A 16,692-nucleotide genomic window follows, 5' to 3' on the forward strand; every position below is an offset into this window, starting at 1 on the left:
AACAGTTGGCACTTATACTCGAATTTTTATTGTGAATAATAAAGGGAAGGTGATTACCGCACACCAATAAGAAACCCGGGGCTTATTGCGTGGCGTTTAATATAAATAAAGGGACGGGTTATACAGCCTGTTCCTTTGTACTTGTAAAACAAAAGCTAGGGTATTAGTATAAATATATATTGCCAAGTTAGGGAGTAGGAAAAAGTATGAGTGATATACATAAAAAGATTAAAAAGAAGCAGTTTTCTCCGTTGTATTTATTGTATGGAACGGAAGCGTTTTTTATAAATGAAACGATAAAGCTTATTACAACAGAAGCGCTTGAAGAGGAAGATCGCGAGTTTAATGTTGTGACATATGATTTAGAAGAAGCGTATTTAGAAGATGTGGTTGAAGATGCACGTACACTTCCTTTTTTTGGAGAACGTAAAGTGCTATTAATAAAATCACCACTATTTCTAACTTCACAAAAAGAAAAGTTAGAACAAAATATAAAAATTTTAGAAGAATATATTGGGGAGCCTTCTCCGTTTTCTATTCTTGTTTTTGTTGCGCCTTACGAAAAGCTTGATGAACGAAAAAAAATTACAAAACTATTAAAGAAAACAGCGGATGTAGTAGAAGCGAATGCGATGCAAGTGCAGGATGTTCAGAAGTGGATTGTGGCTCGTGCGGATGAAGTGCATGTACATATTGATAATGCGGCTGTTAGTTTGTTGCTAGAGCTTGTGGGAAGTAATGTAACGATGTTGGCGAAAGAAATGGACAAGTTAACGTTATACGTTGGTATGGGCGGAGAGGTTACCCCGAAACTTGTTGCGGAGCTTGTGCCAAAATCAGTTGAACAAAATGTGTTTGCTTTGACAGAAAAGGTGGTAAAAAAAGATATTGCAGGTGCGATGCAAATTTTGGATGGATTATTTACGCAGCAAGAGGAACCGATTAAACTACTTGCGTTATTAGTAAGTCAATTCCGTTTGCTGCATCAAGTAAAAGAGTTACAGCAACGTGGTTATGGACAGAATCAAATTGCGTCTCATATTGGTGTGCATCCCTATCGTGTAAAGTTAGCGATGAATCAAACGAAGTTTTTCTCTTTTGAAGAATTAAAAAAAGTGATTATAGAGTTAGCGGAAGCTGATTATAGTATGAAGACAGGAAAAATGGATAAGAAACTTGTGCTTGAGTTTTTCTTAATGCGGTTAAATCATATGTAATGAAACAAAAAAGTTCACGTGCTTAGCGCGTGAACTTTTTTGTATATAAAAAAACGATCCAAATGGATCGTTTTTTAAACGCCTTACGCGTTTACTTGTTTCGCTAAGCGAGATTTTTGACGAGCTGCAGCGTTTTGGTGGATAAGACCTTTACGAGCTGCTTTGTCAAGTTTTTTAGAAGCAGTTTTGAAAGCTTCTTTAGCATTTTCAAGATCGTTATTAGTAACTAAAGCTTCTACAGTTTTAACAGCAGAACGCATGTCAGACTTGATAGAAGCGTTATGTGCACGACGCTCTTCGCTAAGTTTAGCGCGTTTGATAGCAGATTTGATGTTTGCCATACTTTTCACCTCCCTGGTGCAATCGAATGACTCGATTCTTAACATAGAACAAGTGATATTCTATCAAACGGTGAAGAGAATTGCAATAGTATATCCATGAAATTTCACGTAAAGGAAAGAATGACCTTATATAACTTTGGGAAATCTAACGATATTTACTATGAATTACGGAGGAGATACGATGAAAGAACCATTAGATTTAAGTAAATATAGTGTTAGAACGGACCTTGCTGTAGAGGCACATCAAATGTTGCAAGAGCGCCAAGAAGAGCAACAAGGGATACAAGGAGTTATTGTAAAAGAGAGGGAAGAAGAAGGTGTTACTATTACGAAAGTAACAATTGATGAAGTTGCCTCTGAATCGATGGGAAAAAAACCTGGAAGTTATTTAACGCTTGAAGTACAAGGTATACGTCAACAAGATACAGAACTGCAACAAAAAGTAGAGCGCATTTTTGCAAAAGAATTTTCTTATTTCTTAGAAGAGGTTGGCGTTACGAAAGAAGCGAGTTGTTTAATTGTTGGTCTTGGGAATTGGAATGTAACGCCAGATGCGCTTGGGCCGATAGTTGTAGAAAATGTATTGGTAACGAGACATTTGTTTCAATTGCAGCCTGAAAGTGTAGAAGAAGGGTTTAGGCCTGTTAGTGCAATTCGGCCAGGGGTAATGGGAATTACAGGAATCGAAACGAGCGATGTCATTTATGGAATTATTGAGAAGACGAAGCCGGACTTTGTTATAGCAATTGATGCATTAGCTGCCCGTTCTATTGAACGAGTAAATAGTACGATACAAATTTCTGATACGGGGATTCATCCTGGATCAGGTGTTGGGAATAAACGTAAGGAACTCAGTAAAGAAACATTGGGTATACCTGTTATTGCGATTGGTGTTCCGACTGTGGTGGATGCCGTTTCGATTACAAGCGATACAATTGATTTTATTTTGAAACATTTTGGCCGGGAGATGAAAGAAGGAAACAAACCTTCAAGATCTTTGTTACCAGCTGGCTTTACATTTGGAGAAAAGAAAAAATTAACAGAAGAAGATATGCCGGATGAAAAGAGCCGAAATATGTTTTTAGGTGCTGTAGGTACACTGGAAGATGAAGAGAAGAGAAAATTAATTTATGAAGTGTTATCTCCTCTTGGACATAATTTAATGGTGACTCCGAAAGAAGTGGATGCTTTTATAGAGGATATGGCAAATGTAATAGCAAGTGGTTTAAATGCAGCACTGCATCATCAAATTGACCAAGATAATACAGGAGCATATACACATTGATGGGAAGAGAGGATAATTATTTAAGCCGCTTTTCGCTTTTATGTATATGTAGTGCGGTCATATGCTTACTTATGGTGATAGTGGGGGTGGCACTTGCTAATCACGGTTTGAAAAGTATGAAAGGTTATCAGCAGATGTCGTATGAACAAATCGCTCATATGACAGGAACAAAAGGTGAGGCTACTGAATCAGAAATTTTGGAAGGCTCGTTTTCCGCTACTGAAAAACAAAAACAATTAGAAAGCTTAAGAAGTTTTAATGTTGTAGAAGGAATGGGTATGGCGATAGCAAGTGTTGCCTATGAAATAACAAAGTTTGGAACAGATATAGTTGTCGGGAAAGTAAAAGAAATTTTTAGTTAAGAGTCAAACGGAGGACGGCTGTTTTACAGATTTGTAAGACAGCCGTTTTTTAATTTGAAAAAGGTTTGTCTCTTATGGTTTGTTCGCATAAGATATAGATAGAATGATTTGTATTGTAAGCAGCACGAGTTTTCATTGAATCTTTGCTGCTCTATTGATATAATCAGTGCTAGTGTATATTGGCGAGACTATTAGGAGTTGAGAACATAGATGAACAAAGAAGAAAGAGCAAAAAGACAGTCCAAAATCCGTAATTTCTCTATCATTGCTCATATTGACCACGGAAAATCAACGTTAGCAGACCGTATTTTAGAGAAAACAAACGCGTTAACACAACGTGAAATGAAAGCGCAGTTGCTTGACTCTATGGATTTAGAGCGTGAGCGTGGTATTACAATTAAATTAAACGCAGTACAGTTAACGTATAAAGCAAAAGACGGTGAAGAGTATATTCTTCACTTAATTGATACACCAGGACACGTCGATTTTACGTACGAAGTATCTCGTAGTTTAGCGGCTTGTGAAGGTGCAATTCTTGTAGTGGATGCGGCGCAAGGTATTGAAGCGCAAACGTTAGCGAACGTATACTTAGCGCTTGATAACAATTTAGAGATTTTGCCAGTTATTAATAAAATCGACTTACCAAGTGCAGACCCAGAACGTGTACGCCAAGAAGTAGAAGATGTAATTGGTTTAGATGCATCAGAAGCTGTACTTGCTTCTGCAAAAGCTGGGATTGGTATTGAAGAGATTTTAGAACAAATCGTTGAAAAAGTACCAGCACCAACAGGGGATTCAGAAGAGCCGTTACAATGTATGATCTTTGACTCTTTATATGATCCATACCGCGGTGTAATTGCATATATTCGTGTTGTTAACGGAACGGTAAAAGTTGGCGATAAAGTACGTATGATGGCAACTGGTAAAGAATTTGAGGTAACAGAAGTAGGTGTATTTACACCGAAGACTACGCAACGTGACGAGTTAACAGTAGGTGATGTAGGTTTCTTAGCAGCATCGATTAAAAATGTTGGTGACACACGCGTTGGTGATACGATTACACATGCGAAACGTCCAGCTGCAGAACCGTTAGCAGGTTATCGTAAATTAAACCCAATGGTATTCTGTGGTTTATATCCAATTGATTCTGCACGTTACAACGATTTACGTGATGCGTTAGAAAAATTAGAGTTAAACGATTCTGCTCTTGAGTTTGAACCAGAAACATCTCAAGCGCTAGGATTTGGTTTCCGTTGTGGTTTCTTAGGACTTCTTCACATGGAAATCATTCAAGAACGTATTGAACGTGAATTTAAAATTGACTTAATTACAACAGCGCCAAGCGTTATTTATAAAGTGTATTTAACAAACGGTGAAGATGTTATTGTTGATAATCCATCTAATATGCCAGATCCGCAGTCTATCGATCGTGTAGAAGAGCCGTTTGTGAAGGCTTCAATTATGGTTCCGAATGACTATGTTGGAGCTGTAATGGAAATTTGCCAAGGTAAACGTGGAACGTTTATTGATATGCAATATTTAGATGAAACACGTGTTACATTAACATATGAAATCCCGTTATCAGAAATCGTATATGATTTCTTCGATCAATTGAAATCAAACACAAAAGGATATGCATCATTTGATTACGAGTTAATTGGCTACAAACCATCTAAACTTGTGAAAATGGATATTCTTTTAAATAATGAACAAGTCGATGCTCTATCATTTATCGTACACCGTGATTCAGCGTATGACCGGGGTAAAGTGATTGTAGAAAAATTAAAAGATTTAATTCCAAGACAGCAGTTCGAAGTACCAATTCAAGCGACGATCGGAAACAAAGTTGTAGCGCGTTCTACAATTAAGGCGATGCGTAAAAACGTACTTGCGAAATGTTACGGTGGTGACATTTCTCGTAAACGTAAACTTCTTGATAAGCAAAAAGAAGGTAAAAAACGTATGAAGTCTGTTGGTTCTGTAGAAGTACCGCAAGAAGCGTTCATGGCTGTACTGAAAATGGATGATAATTAATAATTGATTGTTATTTCATGCGAATCGATATAAAAAAAGAAGTCGTTTATACGGCTTCTTTTTTATATCATTACTTTTTAGACAACGTAGCTTCTCTCATTTACAATGGTGAGAGAGCTTTTTAGTTCATATAGAGTTAGGAGTTTGTTAATGTCCGAAAATATTCGAAAAGATATTCACGAGAAAATACAAAATGGCAATTTTAATTGTGAAAAGGAATTGACGCTTTCTATTATTAGCGGAAAGTGGAAAGTTGTGATACTGTGGCATCTTGGTGTGGAAGGGCCTCATCGTTTTAGTGAATTACAACGATTATTCCCAAGCATTTCTCATAAAGTTTTGTCGAATCAATTAAAAGAGTTAATGGAAGATGGGATTGTTGACCGAACAGTATACCCAGAAATTCCTCCGCGAGTGGAGTATTATATGACGGAGTTAGGCATGTCGCTTTTACCAATCGTTGAAATGATGTATGATTGGGGGAAAATGCGAATGGAGCAAATTCGTAATACGTTAGAGAAGTGAAGAAGCCTCCCGAGCGCGGAGGTTTTCTTTTTAGAAAGGTAGGAGTTATTTTTGGTACAAGCTGCATATATTCATATTCCGTTTTGTCAGCATATTTGTCACTATTGTGATTTTAATAAAGTGTTTATTGAACGCCAACCGGTCGATCAATATTTAGAGTATTTAGAGAAAGAAATAATAAATACAGTTCAAAAGGTACCGTTTGATAGTATGAAAACGATTTTTGTTGGTGGAGGAACTCCGACAGCATTAAACATGGAGCAGACAAAGAAATTATTAGATATTATAAATCGTCGTTTACGTCCGTTTGCCCCGAATTGTGAATTAACATTTGAAGCGAATCCGGGTGATTTGCCGAAAGAGAAGTTAAATGTGTTGCTAGAAGGTGGCGTAAACCGAATTAGTTTTGGTGTGCAAACATTTCGAGATGAATTGCTTGAGAAAATTGGACGTAAGCATACGAGGGAAGATGCGTTTGTAGCAATTAGAGAAGCGCAGGAAGTGGGCTTTAAAAATATAAATGTAGATATTATTTATGCTCTGCCAGGGCAGACGATAGAAGATGTGAAAGAAACGTTAGATATTGCTTTTACGCTTGGTGTACAACATTTCTCGGCCTATTCATTAATTGTGGAACCGAAAACGGTGTTTTATAACTTAATGAATAAAGGGAAATTAAGACTTCCAGGTGAAGACCATGAAGCGAAAATGTACGAAATGGTAATGGATGAAATGGAGAAACACGGCTATAGTCAGTATGAAATTAGTAATTTCTCAAAAGGTGATAATGAAAGTAGACATAATCTCACATACTGGAATAATGAAGAGTATTATGGATTTGGAGCTGGAGCGCATAGTTATGTAAATGGAGAGCGTATCCAAAATGTAGGGCCACTCAAGCAATATTTCAATAAAATCGATGAAACCGGATTTCCGTATTTAGATGTTCACGTGGTGACGGCGAAAGAAAAAATGGAAGAAGAGTTGTTCTTAGGGCTTCGAAAAACAAAAGGTGTATCTAAAATAGCGTTTCAAAAGAAATTTAATATGGAGATGGATCAAGTTTTCGCGAAGCAGTTAAAAAACAACCAAGAACAAGGGTTGCTTGAAGAGAGCGATGGGTATGTTCGTTTAACGCGAAAAGGAAAATTATTAGGGAATGAAGTATTCCAATCATTTTTGATTGACTAATTAAATGTTCCATTAACGTGAAAAAGTTTCATTATTTCGTGACGTTTCCGTTGACAATTGAATGTCAATTTTGGTAAGTTATTAATAGATTTAGCACTCGAAGACAAAGAGTGCTAACAGAGGTGATGATGAGATGCTTACGGAACGTCAGCTCTTAATTTTACAAACAATTATTGATGACTTTATTGGATCAGCGCAACCTGTTGGGTCGAGGACGTTGGCTAAGAAAGATGAAATTACGTTTAGTTCAGCTACTATTCGAAATGAAATGGCTGATTTAGAGGAGCTAGGATTTATTGAGAAAACGCATAGTTCTTCTGGACGTGTTCCTTCTGAGAAAGGATACCGATTTTATGTAGACCATCTTTTAGCGCCGCAAAACTTACCGAAAGATGAAATTGTACAAATTAAAGATTTATTTGCTGAAAGAATTTTTGAAGCAGAAAAGATTGCACAGCAATCGGCTCAAATTCTATCAGAGCTTACAAATTATACGGCCATTGTTCTTGGGCCGAAGTTAAGCACAAATAAACTGAAAAACGTACAAATTGTTCCGCTTGATCGTCAAACTGCAGTCGCTATTATTGTAACGGATACAGGGCATGTACAAAGTAAAACGATTACCGTTCCGGAATCTGTTGACTTATCAGATTTAGAAAAAATGGTTAATATTTTAAATGAAAAGCTATCAGGCGTACCGATGGCGGAACTCCATAACAAAATCTTTAAAGAGATTGTTACAGTTTTACGTGGGTATGTTCATAATTACGATAGTGCAATAAAAATGTTAGATGGTACATTTCAAGTTCCTTTATCGGAAAAGATATACTTTGGAGGAAAAGCAAATATGCTTTCGCAACCAGAGTTCCATGACATTCACAAAGTAAGATCCTTGCTGACGATGATTGATAATGAAGCTGAGTTCTATGACATTTTGCGTCATAAACAAGTAGGTATTCAAGTGAAAATTGGTAGGGAAAACTCTGCGACAGCCATGGAAGATTGTAGTTTAATTTCTGCGACATATTCGATTGGAGAAGAACAACTTGGAACAATTGCTATTTTAGGTCCGACAAGAATGCAATACTCTCGGGTAATTAGTTTGTTACAGTTATTTACGAGACAATTTACAGATGGACTTAAAAAGTAAATGAGAGTAATACATTCGCTCAAGTGATGAAATTTTCATTGCTGTGTGTAATATATAATGCTTAGGTAATTGTGCTATGCATAATACCTAATACCTTTTAAGGAGGTGAATATTGTGGAAGAGCGTAACGAACAAGTGGTAGAAGAAGTAAAAGAAGCGCAAGTTGAAGAAGCTGTCACGACAGAAAACAGTGAAAAAACTGTAGAAGAAAAAAGTGAGGCTGCTCTTTTACAAGAAAAAGTAGATGAGTTACAAGCGAAACTAACGGAAACGGAAGGTCGCACATTACGTCTACAAGCTGATTTTGAAAATTATAAGCGCCGTGTCCAAATGGATAAACAGGCTGCTGAAAAATATAGAGCACAAAGCCTAGTTTCAGATATTTTGCCAGCTCTTGATAATTTTGAAAGAGCGATGCAAGTGGAAGCAGCTGATGAGCAAACGAAATCCTTGTTACAAGGTATGGAAATGGTGCATCGTCAATTGCTAGAAGCGTTGTCTAAAGAAGGTGTTGAGGCGATTGAAGCTGTTGGTAAACAGTTTGATCCTAATGAGCACCAGGCTATTATGCAAGTAGAAGACAGTGAATTTGAATCAAACGCGGTAGTTGAAGAATTCCAAAAAGGTTATAAACTAAAAGACCGTGTGATTCGCCCATCAATGGTAAAAGTAAATCAATAATTTACATAAAAGTAGGAGGATTCGCCATGAGTAAAATTATCGGTATTGACTTAGGTACAACAAACTCTTGTGTAGCTGTTATGGAAGGTGGAGAACCAAAGGTTATCCCAAATCCAGAAGGAAACCGTACAACACCTTCTGTTGTAGCTTTCAAAAACGAAGAGCGTCAAGTTGGGGAAGTTGCAAAACGTCAAGCAATTACAAACCCAAATACAATCATGTCTGTTAAACGTCATATGGGTACAGACTATAAAGTAGAAGTTGAAGGTAAAGATTATACACCTCAAGAAATTTCTGCAATCATTTTACAAAACTTAAAAGCTTCTGCTGAAGCATACTTAGGTGAAACAGTAACGAAAGCTGTTATTACAGTACCTGCATACTTCAACGATGCGGAGCGCCAAGCAACAAAAGATGCTGGTCGTATCGCTGGTTTAGAAGTTGAACGTATTATCAACGAACCAACAGCAGCAGCGCTTGCTTACGGTTTAGAAAAACAAGATGAAGAGCAAAAAATCTTAGTATATGACTTAGGTGGCGGTACATTTGACGTATCTATCCTTGAGTTAGCAGACGGAACATTCGAAGTTATTTCAACTGCAGGTGACAATCGTCTTGGTGGAGATGACTTTGACCAAGTTATTATTGACCACTTAGTAGCTGAATTCAAAAAAGAAAATAACATTGATTTAAGCCAAGATAAAATGGCACTTCAACGCTTGAAAGATGCAGCTGAAAAAGCGAAAAAAGATCTTTCTGGCGTAACACAAACACAAATTTCATTACCATTCATTAGTGCTGGAGCTGCTGGTCCATTACACTTAGAATTAACATTAACAAGAGCGAAATTCGAAGAGCTTTCAGCTGGTCTTGTTGAAAGAACATTAGAGCCAACTCGCCGTGCATTAAAAGACGCTGGTTTTGCTCCAAGCGAATTAGATAAAGTTATCCTTGTTGGTGGATCTACTCGTATCCCAGCTGTACAAGAAGCTATTAAACGTGAAACTGGTAAAGAACCATATAAAGGTGTAAACCCTGATGAAGTTGTAGCATTAGGTGCTGCAGTTCAAGGTGGCGTACTTACTGGTGATGTAGAAGGCGTACTATTATTAGACGTAACTCCACTTTCTTTAGGTATTGAAACTATGGGTGGCGTGTTTACGAAATTAATCGAGCGTAACACTACAATTCCAACAAGTAAGTCACAAGTATTCTCGACAGCTGCTGATAACCAACCAGCAGTAGACATTCACGTATTACAAGGTGAGCGTCCAATGTCAGCTGACAACAAAACATTAGGTCGTTTCCAATTAACAGACCTTCCACCAGCACCACGTGGTATTCCACAAATCGAAGTAACATTCGATATTGATGCGAACGGTATCGTTAACGTACGTGCAAAAGACTTAGGAACAAGCAAAGAGCAAGCTATTACAATCCAATCTTCTTCAGGTCTTTCTGATGAAGAAGTAGATCGTATGGTACAAGAAGCAGAAGCAAATGCTGACGCTGACCAAAAACGTAAGGAAGAAGTTGAGCTTCGTAACGAAGCTGACCAACTTGTATTCCAAACGGATAAAGTTGTAAAAGATTTAGAAGGTAAAGTGGATGCAGCTGAAGTTGCAAAAGCAACAGAAGCGAAAGAAGCACTACAAGCTGCGATTGAGAAGAACGAGCTTGAAGACATCCGTGCGAAAAAAGACGCTTTACAAGAAATCGTACAACAATTAAGTGTTAAATTATATGAGCAAGCTCAAGCAGCTGCAGGGCAAGCAGAAGGTGCACAAGGAGCACAAGATGCTGGCGCGAAGAAAGATAATGTAGTAGACGCTGAGTTTGAAGAAGTAAAAGAAGATAAGTAATATAAATAAGTAAGATGACAAAAAGTCAAAGTCAAGCGTGCCTTGGCTTTGACTTTTTTCACGAATGAGAAGAAAAGTGTGAGGTTCTTAAGTTTTTAACTTTGCATACTGTAAGTGAGGAAACTTTGTTGCAAAGCACTTTCTTTCGGTGTTAAAATTACGTTTATGTGAAAGATTCGGGGGTTGTAAATTTATGAGTAAACGAGATTATTACGAGGTCCTTGGACTTAGCAAGGGTGCTTCAAAAGATGAAATAAAAAAAGCGTATCGTCGTTTGGCTAAAAAATACCATCCAGACGTAAGTAAAGAAGAGAATGCGATTGAAAAGTTTAAAGAAGTACAAGAAGCATACGAAGTATTAAGCGACGATCAAAAGCGTGCGCAATATGATCAATTTGGTCATGCTGGTGCAAATCAAGGTTTCGGTGGCTTTGGTGGCGGAGGAGACTTCGGCGGTGGTTTCGGTTTTGAAGATATCTTTAGTTCGTTCTTCGGCGGCGGTGGCGGCAGACGTCGTGATCCAAATGCTCCGCGTCAAGGTGCTGATTTACAATATCAAGTTACTTTAGAGTTTGAAGAAGCTATTTTTGGTAAAGAATTAAATGTCGAGATTCCAGTAGAAGATCCATGTGATACTTGTAAAGGTAGCGGAGCGAAACCAGGAACTTCAAAAGAAACGTGTAAACATTGTTCAGGATCTGGGCAAGTAAGTGTAGAACAAAATACACCATTTGGTCGTATCGTAAACCGTCAAGCTTGTGGTCATTGCTCAGGAACTGGTCAAATGATTAAAGAAAAATGTACGACATGTCACGGTTCTGGTAAAGTACGTAAACGTAAAAAAATCAACGTTAAAATTCCGGCAGGTATCGATAATGGTCAACAAATCCGTGTATCTGGAAAAGGTGAAGCGGGCGTAAATGGCGGACCGGCAGGAGATTTATATGTTGTTGTTCATGTAAGAAATCATGAATTCTTTGAGCGTGAAGGAGATCACATTATTTGCGAAATGCCATTAACATTTGCGCAAATGGCACTTGGTGCTGAAGTAGAAGTTCCTACAGTTCATGGGAAAGTGAAGTTGAAAATTCCAGCAGGAACACAAACAGGAACAGAATTCCGCTTAAAAGGAAAAGGTGCTCCGAACGTACGTGGATACGGTCAAGGAGATCAATATGTAGTAGTCCGTGTTGTTGTACCGACGAAATTAACTTCACACCAAAAAGATTTATTACGTGAATTTGCGGGACAAGAAGAGCAGGATGATAGTTTATTTGGAAAGCTTAAACGTGCTTTCAAAGGGGAATAATGGAAATAAAAAATGGAGTTGGTAAATTGTGAAATGGTCAGAAATTAGTATTCATACAACAGAAGAAGCAGTAGAAGCTGTCTCTCATATTTTACATGAAGCTGGTGCTAGTGGAGTTGCGATTGAGGATCCAGCGGAGTTGACGAAAGAGCGCGAGCAACAATACGGTGAGATTTATGCATTGAACCCAGATGAATATCCGGAGGAAGGTGTATTAATAAAAGCATATTTCCCGCAAACGGATTCTTTACATGAAACGATTGCAGGTGTAAAATCATCTATTGATGTGCTTCCATCTTACGACATCGAAATTGGTACTGGAAATATTACCGTTAACGAAGTCAATGAAGAAGATTGGGCTACTGCTTGGAAAAAATATTACCATCCAGTACAAATTTCTGATACATTCACAATTGTGCCGACGTGGGAAGAATATACACCATCTTCTCCGGAAGAAAAAATTATTGAATTAGATCCAGGTATGGCGTTTGGAACAGGAACTCATCCAACAACAACGATGTGTATTCGTGCTTTAGAGAAAACTGTTCAGCCAGGTGACACTATCATTGATGTAGGGACAGGTTCTGGTGTACTTAGTATTGCAGCGGCAAAATTAGGTGCGTCTTCTGTTCAAGCATATGATTTAGATCCTGTTGCAGTTGAAAGTGCAGAAATGAATGTACGTTTAAATAAAACAGATGATATCGTGTCTGTTGGACAAAATAGTCTTTTAGAAGGTATTGAAGGTCCTGTTGATTTAATCGTAGCGAACTTATTAGCAGAAATTATTTTATTATTCCCTGAAGATGCAGCAAGAGTTGTGAAATCAGGTGGATTATTTATTACATCGGGCATTATCGCTGCGAAGGAAAAAGTAATTTCTGAGGCGCTAGAAAAAGCTGGATTTACAATTGAAGAAGTGTTACGAATGGAAGATTGGGTAGCAATTATTGCACGAAATGCGTAATATAGATTTTAGTCTATAATGAAAAGGGGAGTCTCTCACTATAAGGTGAGGGACTTGCCGTTTGTTATATGAAAAAATGATAACGTTTCGTTCTTTTCGTAAGTGTTGACTTACGAAAGGAACGAAACTCTACTAAGGTGATTATATGCAACGTTATTTTGTAGAAGAGAAATATGTAAATGAGACAAGTATTCGCATTGTAGGTGATGACGTACATCATATCGCAAGAGTGATGCGTATGTCAGCTGGTGATCAAATTTATTGCTGTGTAAACGGAAAAACAGCTATATGTTCAATTGATGAAATTACCAGTGAATTTATTAATACGGCTATTGTAGAATGGGTAGAGGTGTCAAGTGAACTTCCTGTTTTCGTGACGATTGCAAGTGGACTGCCGAAAGGAGACAAGCTAGAGTTAATTTTCCAAAAAGGAACTGAGCTTGGGGCAGCTGCATTCTTACCATTTCAAGCATCTCGCTCTATCGTAAAATGGGATGCGAAAAAAGCTGATAAAAAAGTTGAGCGTTTAAGAAAAATTGTGAAAGAAGCTGCGGAACAATCACATAGAAGTGAAATTCCAGAAGTACATGCTCCAGCATCGTTTAAACAATTGCTTTCAATGAGTGGTGAGTATGATGTTTGCCTTGTTGCTTACGAAGAGGAAGCAAAACAAGGTGAGAAATCTAATTTTGCGAAAGCTTTAACGACGATGAAACCAGGTCAAAAGCTATTGATTGTATTTGGCCCAGAAGGCGGTTTAGCTGAGGAAGAGATTACAGCGCTTCGTGAACATAAATTTGTACCATGTAGTTTAGGACCAAGAATTTTAAGAACAGAAACGGCGCCGTTATACGCGTTAAGTGCTGCTTCGTATCATTTTGAATTGATGGGGTGATGATCAATGTCAACTGTTGCGTTCCATACGTTAGGTTGTAAAGTAAACCACTATGAAACAGAAGCCATTTGGCAATTGTTTAAACAAGGTGGATATGAAAGAACTGAATATGAAAAGAAAGCTGATGTATATGTAATTAATACGTGTACAGTAACGAATACGGGAGATAAGAAAAGTCGTCAAGTTATTAGACGTGCTGTTCGTCAAAACCCGGATGCGGTTATTTGTGTAACAGGATGTTACGCACAAACATCTCCAGCGGAAATTATGGCGATTCCAGGTGTTGATATTGTAGTTGGTACACAAGATCGTGAAAAGATGTTAGGATACATCGAGGAGTTCCGTAAAGAGCGTCAGCCAATTAATGCTGTCCGCAATATTATGAAAACACGTGTATACGAAGAACTGGATGTACCTTACTTCACGGACCGTACACGTGCATCTTTAAAAATACAAGAAGGTTGTAATAATTTCTGTACATTCTGTATTATTCCTTGGGCGCGTGGTTTAATGCGTTCTCGTGATGGGAAAGAAGTTATTAAACAAGCGCAGCAATTAGTCGATGCAGGTTATAAAGAAATCGTATTAACAGGTATTCATACAGGTGGATACGGTGAAGATATTAAAGATTATAACTTAGCTGGATTACTTCGTGATATGGAAGCGGAAGTAGGCGGATTAAAACGTCTTCGTATTTCTTCTATTGAAGCGAGTCAGATTTCAGATGAAGTAATTGAAGTGTTAGATAAGTCTGAAGTAGTTGTACGTCACTTACACATTCCGTTACAATCTGGATCTAATACTGTATTAAAGCGTATGCGTCGTAAGTATACGATGGAATTTTTCCAAGAGCGCTTAGATCGTTTGAAAGAAGCGTTACCAGGTCTTGCGATTACATCGGACGTAATCGTTGGTTTCCCAGGTGAAACAGAGGAAGAATTCATGGAAACATATAATTTCATTAAAGAGAATCGCTTCTCTGAATTACACGTATTCCCGTACTCAAAACGTACAGGAACACCTGCAGCGCGTATGGAAGATCAAGTTCCTGAAGATGTGAAGAATGATCGTGTTCACCGTTTAATTGAACTATCTAATCAATTAGCGAAAGAGTATGCGTCACAGTTTGAAGGCGAAGTACTTGAAATCATTCCAGAAGAGCAATTTAAAGAGGGCGACCGCGAAGGGTTATATGTAGGTTATACAGATAACTACTTGAAAATTGTATTTGAAGGATCAGAAGAATTAATTGGTAAACTAGTGAAAGTGAAAATTACGAAAGCTGGTTATCCATATAATGAAGCGCAATTTGTTCGTGTTCTTGAAGATGATGTGAAAAAGGAATCAGCAAGCGCATAAAATGAAACTTTAATCAGCGTGGGATTCATCCCCGCTGATTATTAGTCTTCAGCAATCGGATTGCAGGGCAAATAGCGGGATAAAAAAGCATGCAAATGGAAATGATTTGCATGCTTTCTTTTTTAGTGGAGAAGTTAAGTACTGAAAATGTGAGAAATGAGAAGTTTTTTTCGTACATTCCTGCATGAAAAAAGGTGTAATGATAAAAATATAGTTGGCTTCAAGGGAAAGGATAACAGCTATCTGCATAGTTTTTGAAAAAGGAAGAGCATCTATTCTTCTTTTATTCTGCCAAATAGTTGACCTGAAGTGATAAAATGTATTATAATCGTAAAAGACATGCTGAAGAAGTGTTTCTTTTTGCATGCTGAAGTTAGTATGTAAGTGTGATGTTTCGGAGGGAGGGAAAGAGAATGTCAAAAACAGTCGTTCGTAAAAACGAGTCTTTGGAGGATGCACTTCGCCGTTTTAAAAGATCGGTTTCTAAAACTGGTACACTTGCTGAAGCAAGAAAGCGCGAGTTTTATGAAAAACCAAGTGTAAAACGTAAGAAGAAATCTGAAGCGGCAAGAAAGCGTAAATTCTAAGAGAGGGTGTAAGTTATGAGTCTTCTCGGTCGTTTAAACGATGATATGAAACAAGCGATGAAGAATAAACAAAAAGAAAAATTAACCGTCATTCGTATGGTTAAGGCTGCTTTACAAAATGAAGGTATTAAACTACAGCATACTCTTACTGAAGAAGAGGAACTAACAGTTTTAGCTCGTGAAGTAAAACAGCATAAGGACTCCCTCCTTGAATTTAAAAAAGCTGGTCGTGAAGACCTTGTTAATAAACTGCAAAGTGAAATTCAGATTTTAAGCGCATATTTGCCGGAGCAATTAACGGAAGAACAACTAGCTGATATAATCAAGCAAGTTATTTCTGAAGTTGGTGCAACTTCGAAAGCAGATATGGGTAAGGTGATGACTGCTGTTATGCCGAAAGTAAAAGGTAAAACAGACGGATCACTTGTGAATAAGCTGGTTGTCCAGCTATTAGCATAAAAAAACGTCTCATTTCGTATGAGACGTTTTTTTATGCTTTTTTTCAGTTTGGACGTGATATTACAAGCTCTTTTTTCATACATATGGGATGAGAGGGGGTCTTTTGGGATGAAAAAATTAGAACAAATGAAGAATTGGTTAACGAAGCAAATAGACCTACCAGTGGATGTGCTAATGGATCTACCTCGGATCACGCTTGTTGGGCAAGTGCATATCTATATAGAAAATCATCGAGGTTTATTAGTGTTTTCAGATAAAGAAGTAAGATTGTTGTTGAAGCATGGTCAGTTATTAATTAAGGGGCAGTCCTTTGTTATTAAAACAATCCTTCCGGAAGAACTTTTGCTTGAAGGGATCATTGATCAAGTGACGTTTTTAGAAGACGAACAGAAAGAGAAGTAAGGGAAACTTCCGTATGTGAAGTTTTTCTTCTTTATTCTAATGATATGAACCTACTATTTAGTTTGT

17 protein-coding genes are annotated in these 16,692 nt (G+C 37.7%); 16 read left to right on the top strand and 1 reads right to left on the bottom strand.

Annotated elements, in window-relative coordinates:
* Nucleotides 1-206 precede the first annotated feature (206 nt).
* The gene (gene holA / locus VF726_RS08975) at nucleotides 207-1,217 is read left to right on the top strand and encodes a DNA polymerase III subunit delta (protein ID WP_087956985.1); all 1,011 of its coding nucleotides are present in this window, start codon (nucleotides 207-209) and stop codon (nucleotides 1,215-1,217) included.
* 83 nt (nucleotides 1,218-1,300) lie between these two features.
* On the opposite strand, the gene rpsT is transcribed toward holA, so the two are convergent.
* The gene (rpsT, locus tag VF726_RS08980) at nucleotides 1,301-1,558 is read right to left on the bottom strand and encodes a 30S ribosomal protein S20 (RefSeq protein WP_001274011.1); all 258 of its coding nucleotides are present in this window, start codon (nucleotides 1,556-1,558) and stop codon (nucleotides 1,301-1,303) included.
* 181 nt (nucleotides 1,559-1,739) lie between these two features.
* On the opposite strand from rpsT, the gene gpr reads away from it, so the two are divergent.
* From gpr to yqfC, 15 genes are all read left to right on the top strand, one after another.
* The gene (gene gpr / locus VF726_RS08985) at nucleotides 1,740-2,843 is read left to right on the top strand and encodes a GPR endopeptidase (protein ID WP_440167509.1); all 1,104 of its coding nucleotides are present in this window, start codon (nucleotides 1,740-1,742) and stop codon (nucleotides 2,841-2,843) included.
* Nucleotides 2,843-3,205, top strand: coding sequence for a YqxA family protein (locus VF726_RS08990; RefSeq protein ID WP_440168284.1), 363 nt, complete (start codon nucleotides 2,843-2,845; stop codon nucleotides 3,203-3,205). The genes gpr and VF726_RS08990 overlap by 1 nt, the downstream gene beginning before the upstream one ends.
* A gap of 210 nt (nucleotides 3,206-3,415) precedes the next feature.
* Nucleotides 3,416-5,239: an elongation factor 4 gene (gene lepA / locus VF726_RS08995; RefSeq protein ID WP_144612543.1), complete on the top strand. Its 1,824-nt coding sequence runs from the start codon at nucleotides 3,416-3,418 to the stop codon at nucleotides 5,237-5,239.
* 150 nt (nucleotides 5,240-5,389) lie between these two features.
* Nucleotides 5,390-5,764 (top strand): winged helix-turn-helix transcriptional regulator, encoded by a 375-nt coding sequence (locus VF726_RS09000; RefSeq protein WP_001293536.1) that lies wholly within the window; start codon nucleotides 5,390-5,392, stop codon nucleotides 5,762-5,764.
* A 51-nt stretch (nucleotides 5,765-5,815) separates the two neighbouring features.
* Nucleotides 5,816-6,955 (top strand): radical SAM family heme chaperone HemW, encoded by a 1,140-nt coding sequence (hemW, locus tag VF726_RS09005; protein ID WP_440167511.1) that lies wholly within the window; start codon nucleotides 5,816-5,818, stop codon nucleotides 6,953-6,955.
* A gap of 133 nt (nucleotides 6,956-7,088) precedes the next feature.
* Entirely contained in the window at nucleotides 7,089-8,105 is a 1,017-nt protein-coding gene (gene hrcA, locus VF726_RS09010) for a heat-inducible transcriptional repressor HrcA (RefSeq protein ID WP_440167513.1), read from the top strand.
* Between the two features lie 114 nt (nucleotides 8,106-8,219).
* The gene (grpE, locus tag VF726_RS09015; RefSeq protein ID WP_440167515.1) at nucleotides 8,220-8,786 is read left to right on the top strand and encodes a nucleotide exchange factor GrpE; all 567 of its coding nucleotides are present in this window, start codon (nucleotides 8,220-8,222) and stop codon (nucleotides 8,784-8,786) included.
* Nucleotides 8,787-8,812: 26 nt separating this feature from the next.
* On the top strand, nucleotides 8,813-10,648 hold the full coding sequence (gene dnaK / locus VF726_RS09020; protein WP_073516545.1) for a chaperone protein DnaK: 1,836 nt from the start codon (nucleotides 8,813-8,815) through the stop codon (nucleotides 10,646-10,648).
* A 193-nt stretch (nucleotides 10,649-10,841) separates the two neighbouring features.
* The gene (dnaJ, locus tag VF726_RS09025; RefSeq protein WP_016086237.1) at nucleotides 10,842-11,957 is read left to right on the top strand and encodes a chaperone protein DnaJ; all 1,116 of its coding nucleotides are present in this window, start codon (nucleotides 10,842-10,844) and stop codon (nucleotides 11,955-11,957) included.
* A 28-nt stretch (nucleotides 11,958-11,985) separates the two neighbouring features.
* Nucleotides 11,986-12,924, top strand: a complete 939-nt coding sequence (gene prmA, locus VF726_RS09030) for a 50S ribosomal protein L11 methyltransferase (RefSeq protein WP_166701777.1) — start codon at nucleotides 11,986-11,988, stop codon at nucleotides 12,922-12,924.
* A 145-nt stretch (nucleotides 12,925-13,069) separates the two neighbouring features.
* A complete protein-coding gene (locus tag VF726_RS09035; protein ID WP_440167518.1) occupies nucleotides 13,070-13,819 on the top strand; it encodes a 16S rRNA (uracil(1498)-N(3))-methyltransferase in 750 nt (249 codons plus the stop codon).
* A 6-nt stretch (nucleotides 13,820-13,825) separates the two neighbouring features.
* Nucleotides 13,826-15,178 (top strand): tRNA (N(6)-L-threonylcarbamoyladenosine(37)-C(2))-methylthiotransferase MtaB, encoded by a 1,353-nt coding sequence (mtaB, locus tag VF726_RS09040; RefSeq protein ID WP_000108686.1) that lies wholly within the window; start codon nucleotides 13,826-13,828, stop codon nucleotides 15,176-15,178.
* 413 nt (nucleotides 15,179-15,591) lie between these two features.
* Nucleotides 15,592-15,765: a 30S ribosomal protein S21 gene (gene rpsU / locus VF726_RS09045; RefSeq protein WP_000048061.1), complete on the top strand. Its 174-nt coding sequence runs from the start codon at nucleotides 15,592-15,594 to the stop codon at nucleotides 15,763-15,765.
* A 15-nt stretch (nucleotides 15,766-15,780) separates the two neighbouring features.
* Nucleotides 15,781-16,224: a GatB/YqeY domain-containing protein gene (locus VF726_RS09050; RefSeq protein WP_048531234.1), complete on the top strand. Its 444-nt coding sequence runs from the start codon at nucleotides 15,781-15,783 to the stop codon at nucleotides 16,222-16,224.
* A 108-nt stretch (nucleotides 16,225-16,332) separates the two neighbouring features.
* The gene (yqfC, locus tag VF726_RS09055) at nucleotides 16,333-16,626 is read left to right on the top strand and encodes a sporulation protein YqfC (RefSeq protein ID WP_440167522.1); all 294 of its coding nucleotides are present in this window, start codon (nucleotides 16,333-16,335) and stop codon (nucleotides 16,624-16,626) included.
* The last annotated feature ends 66 nt before the right edge of the window (nucleotides 16,627-16,692 follow it).

The sequence above is a fragment of the Bacillus sp. Brlt_9 genome, assembly GCF_051948935.1.
In the GTDB taxonomy this organism is placed as follows: Bacteria; Bacillota; Bacilli; order Bacillales; family Bacillaceae_G; genus Bacillus_A.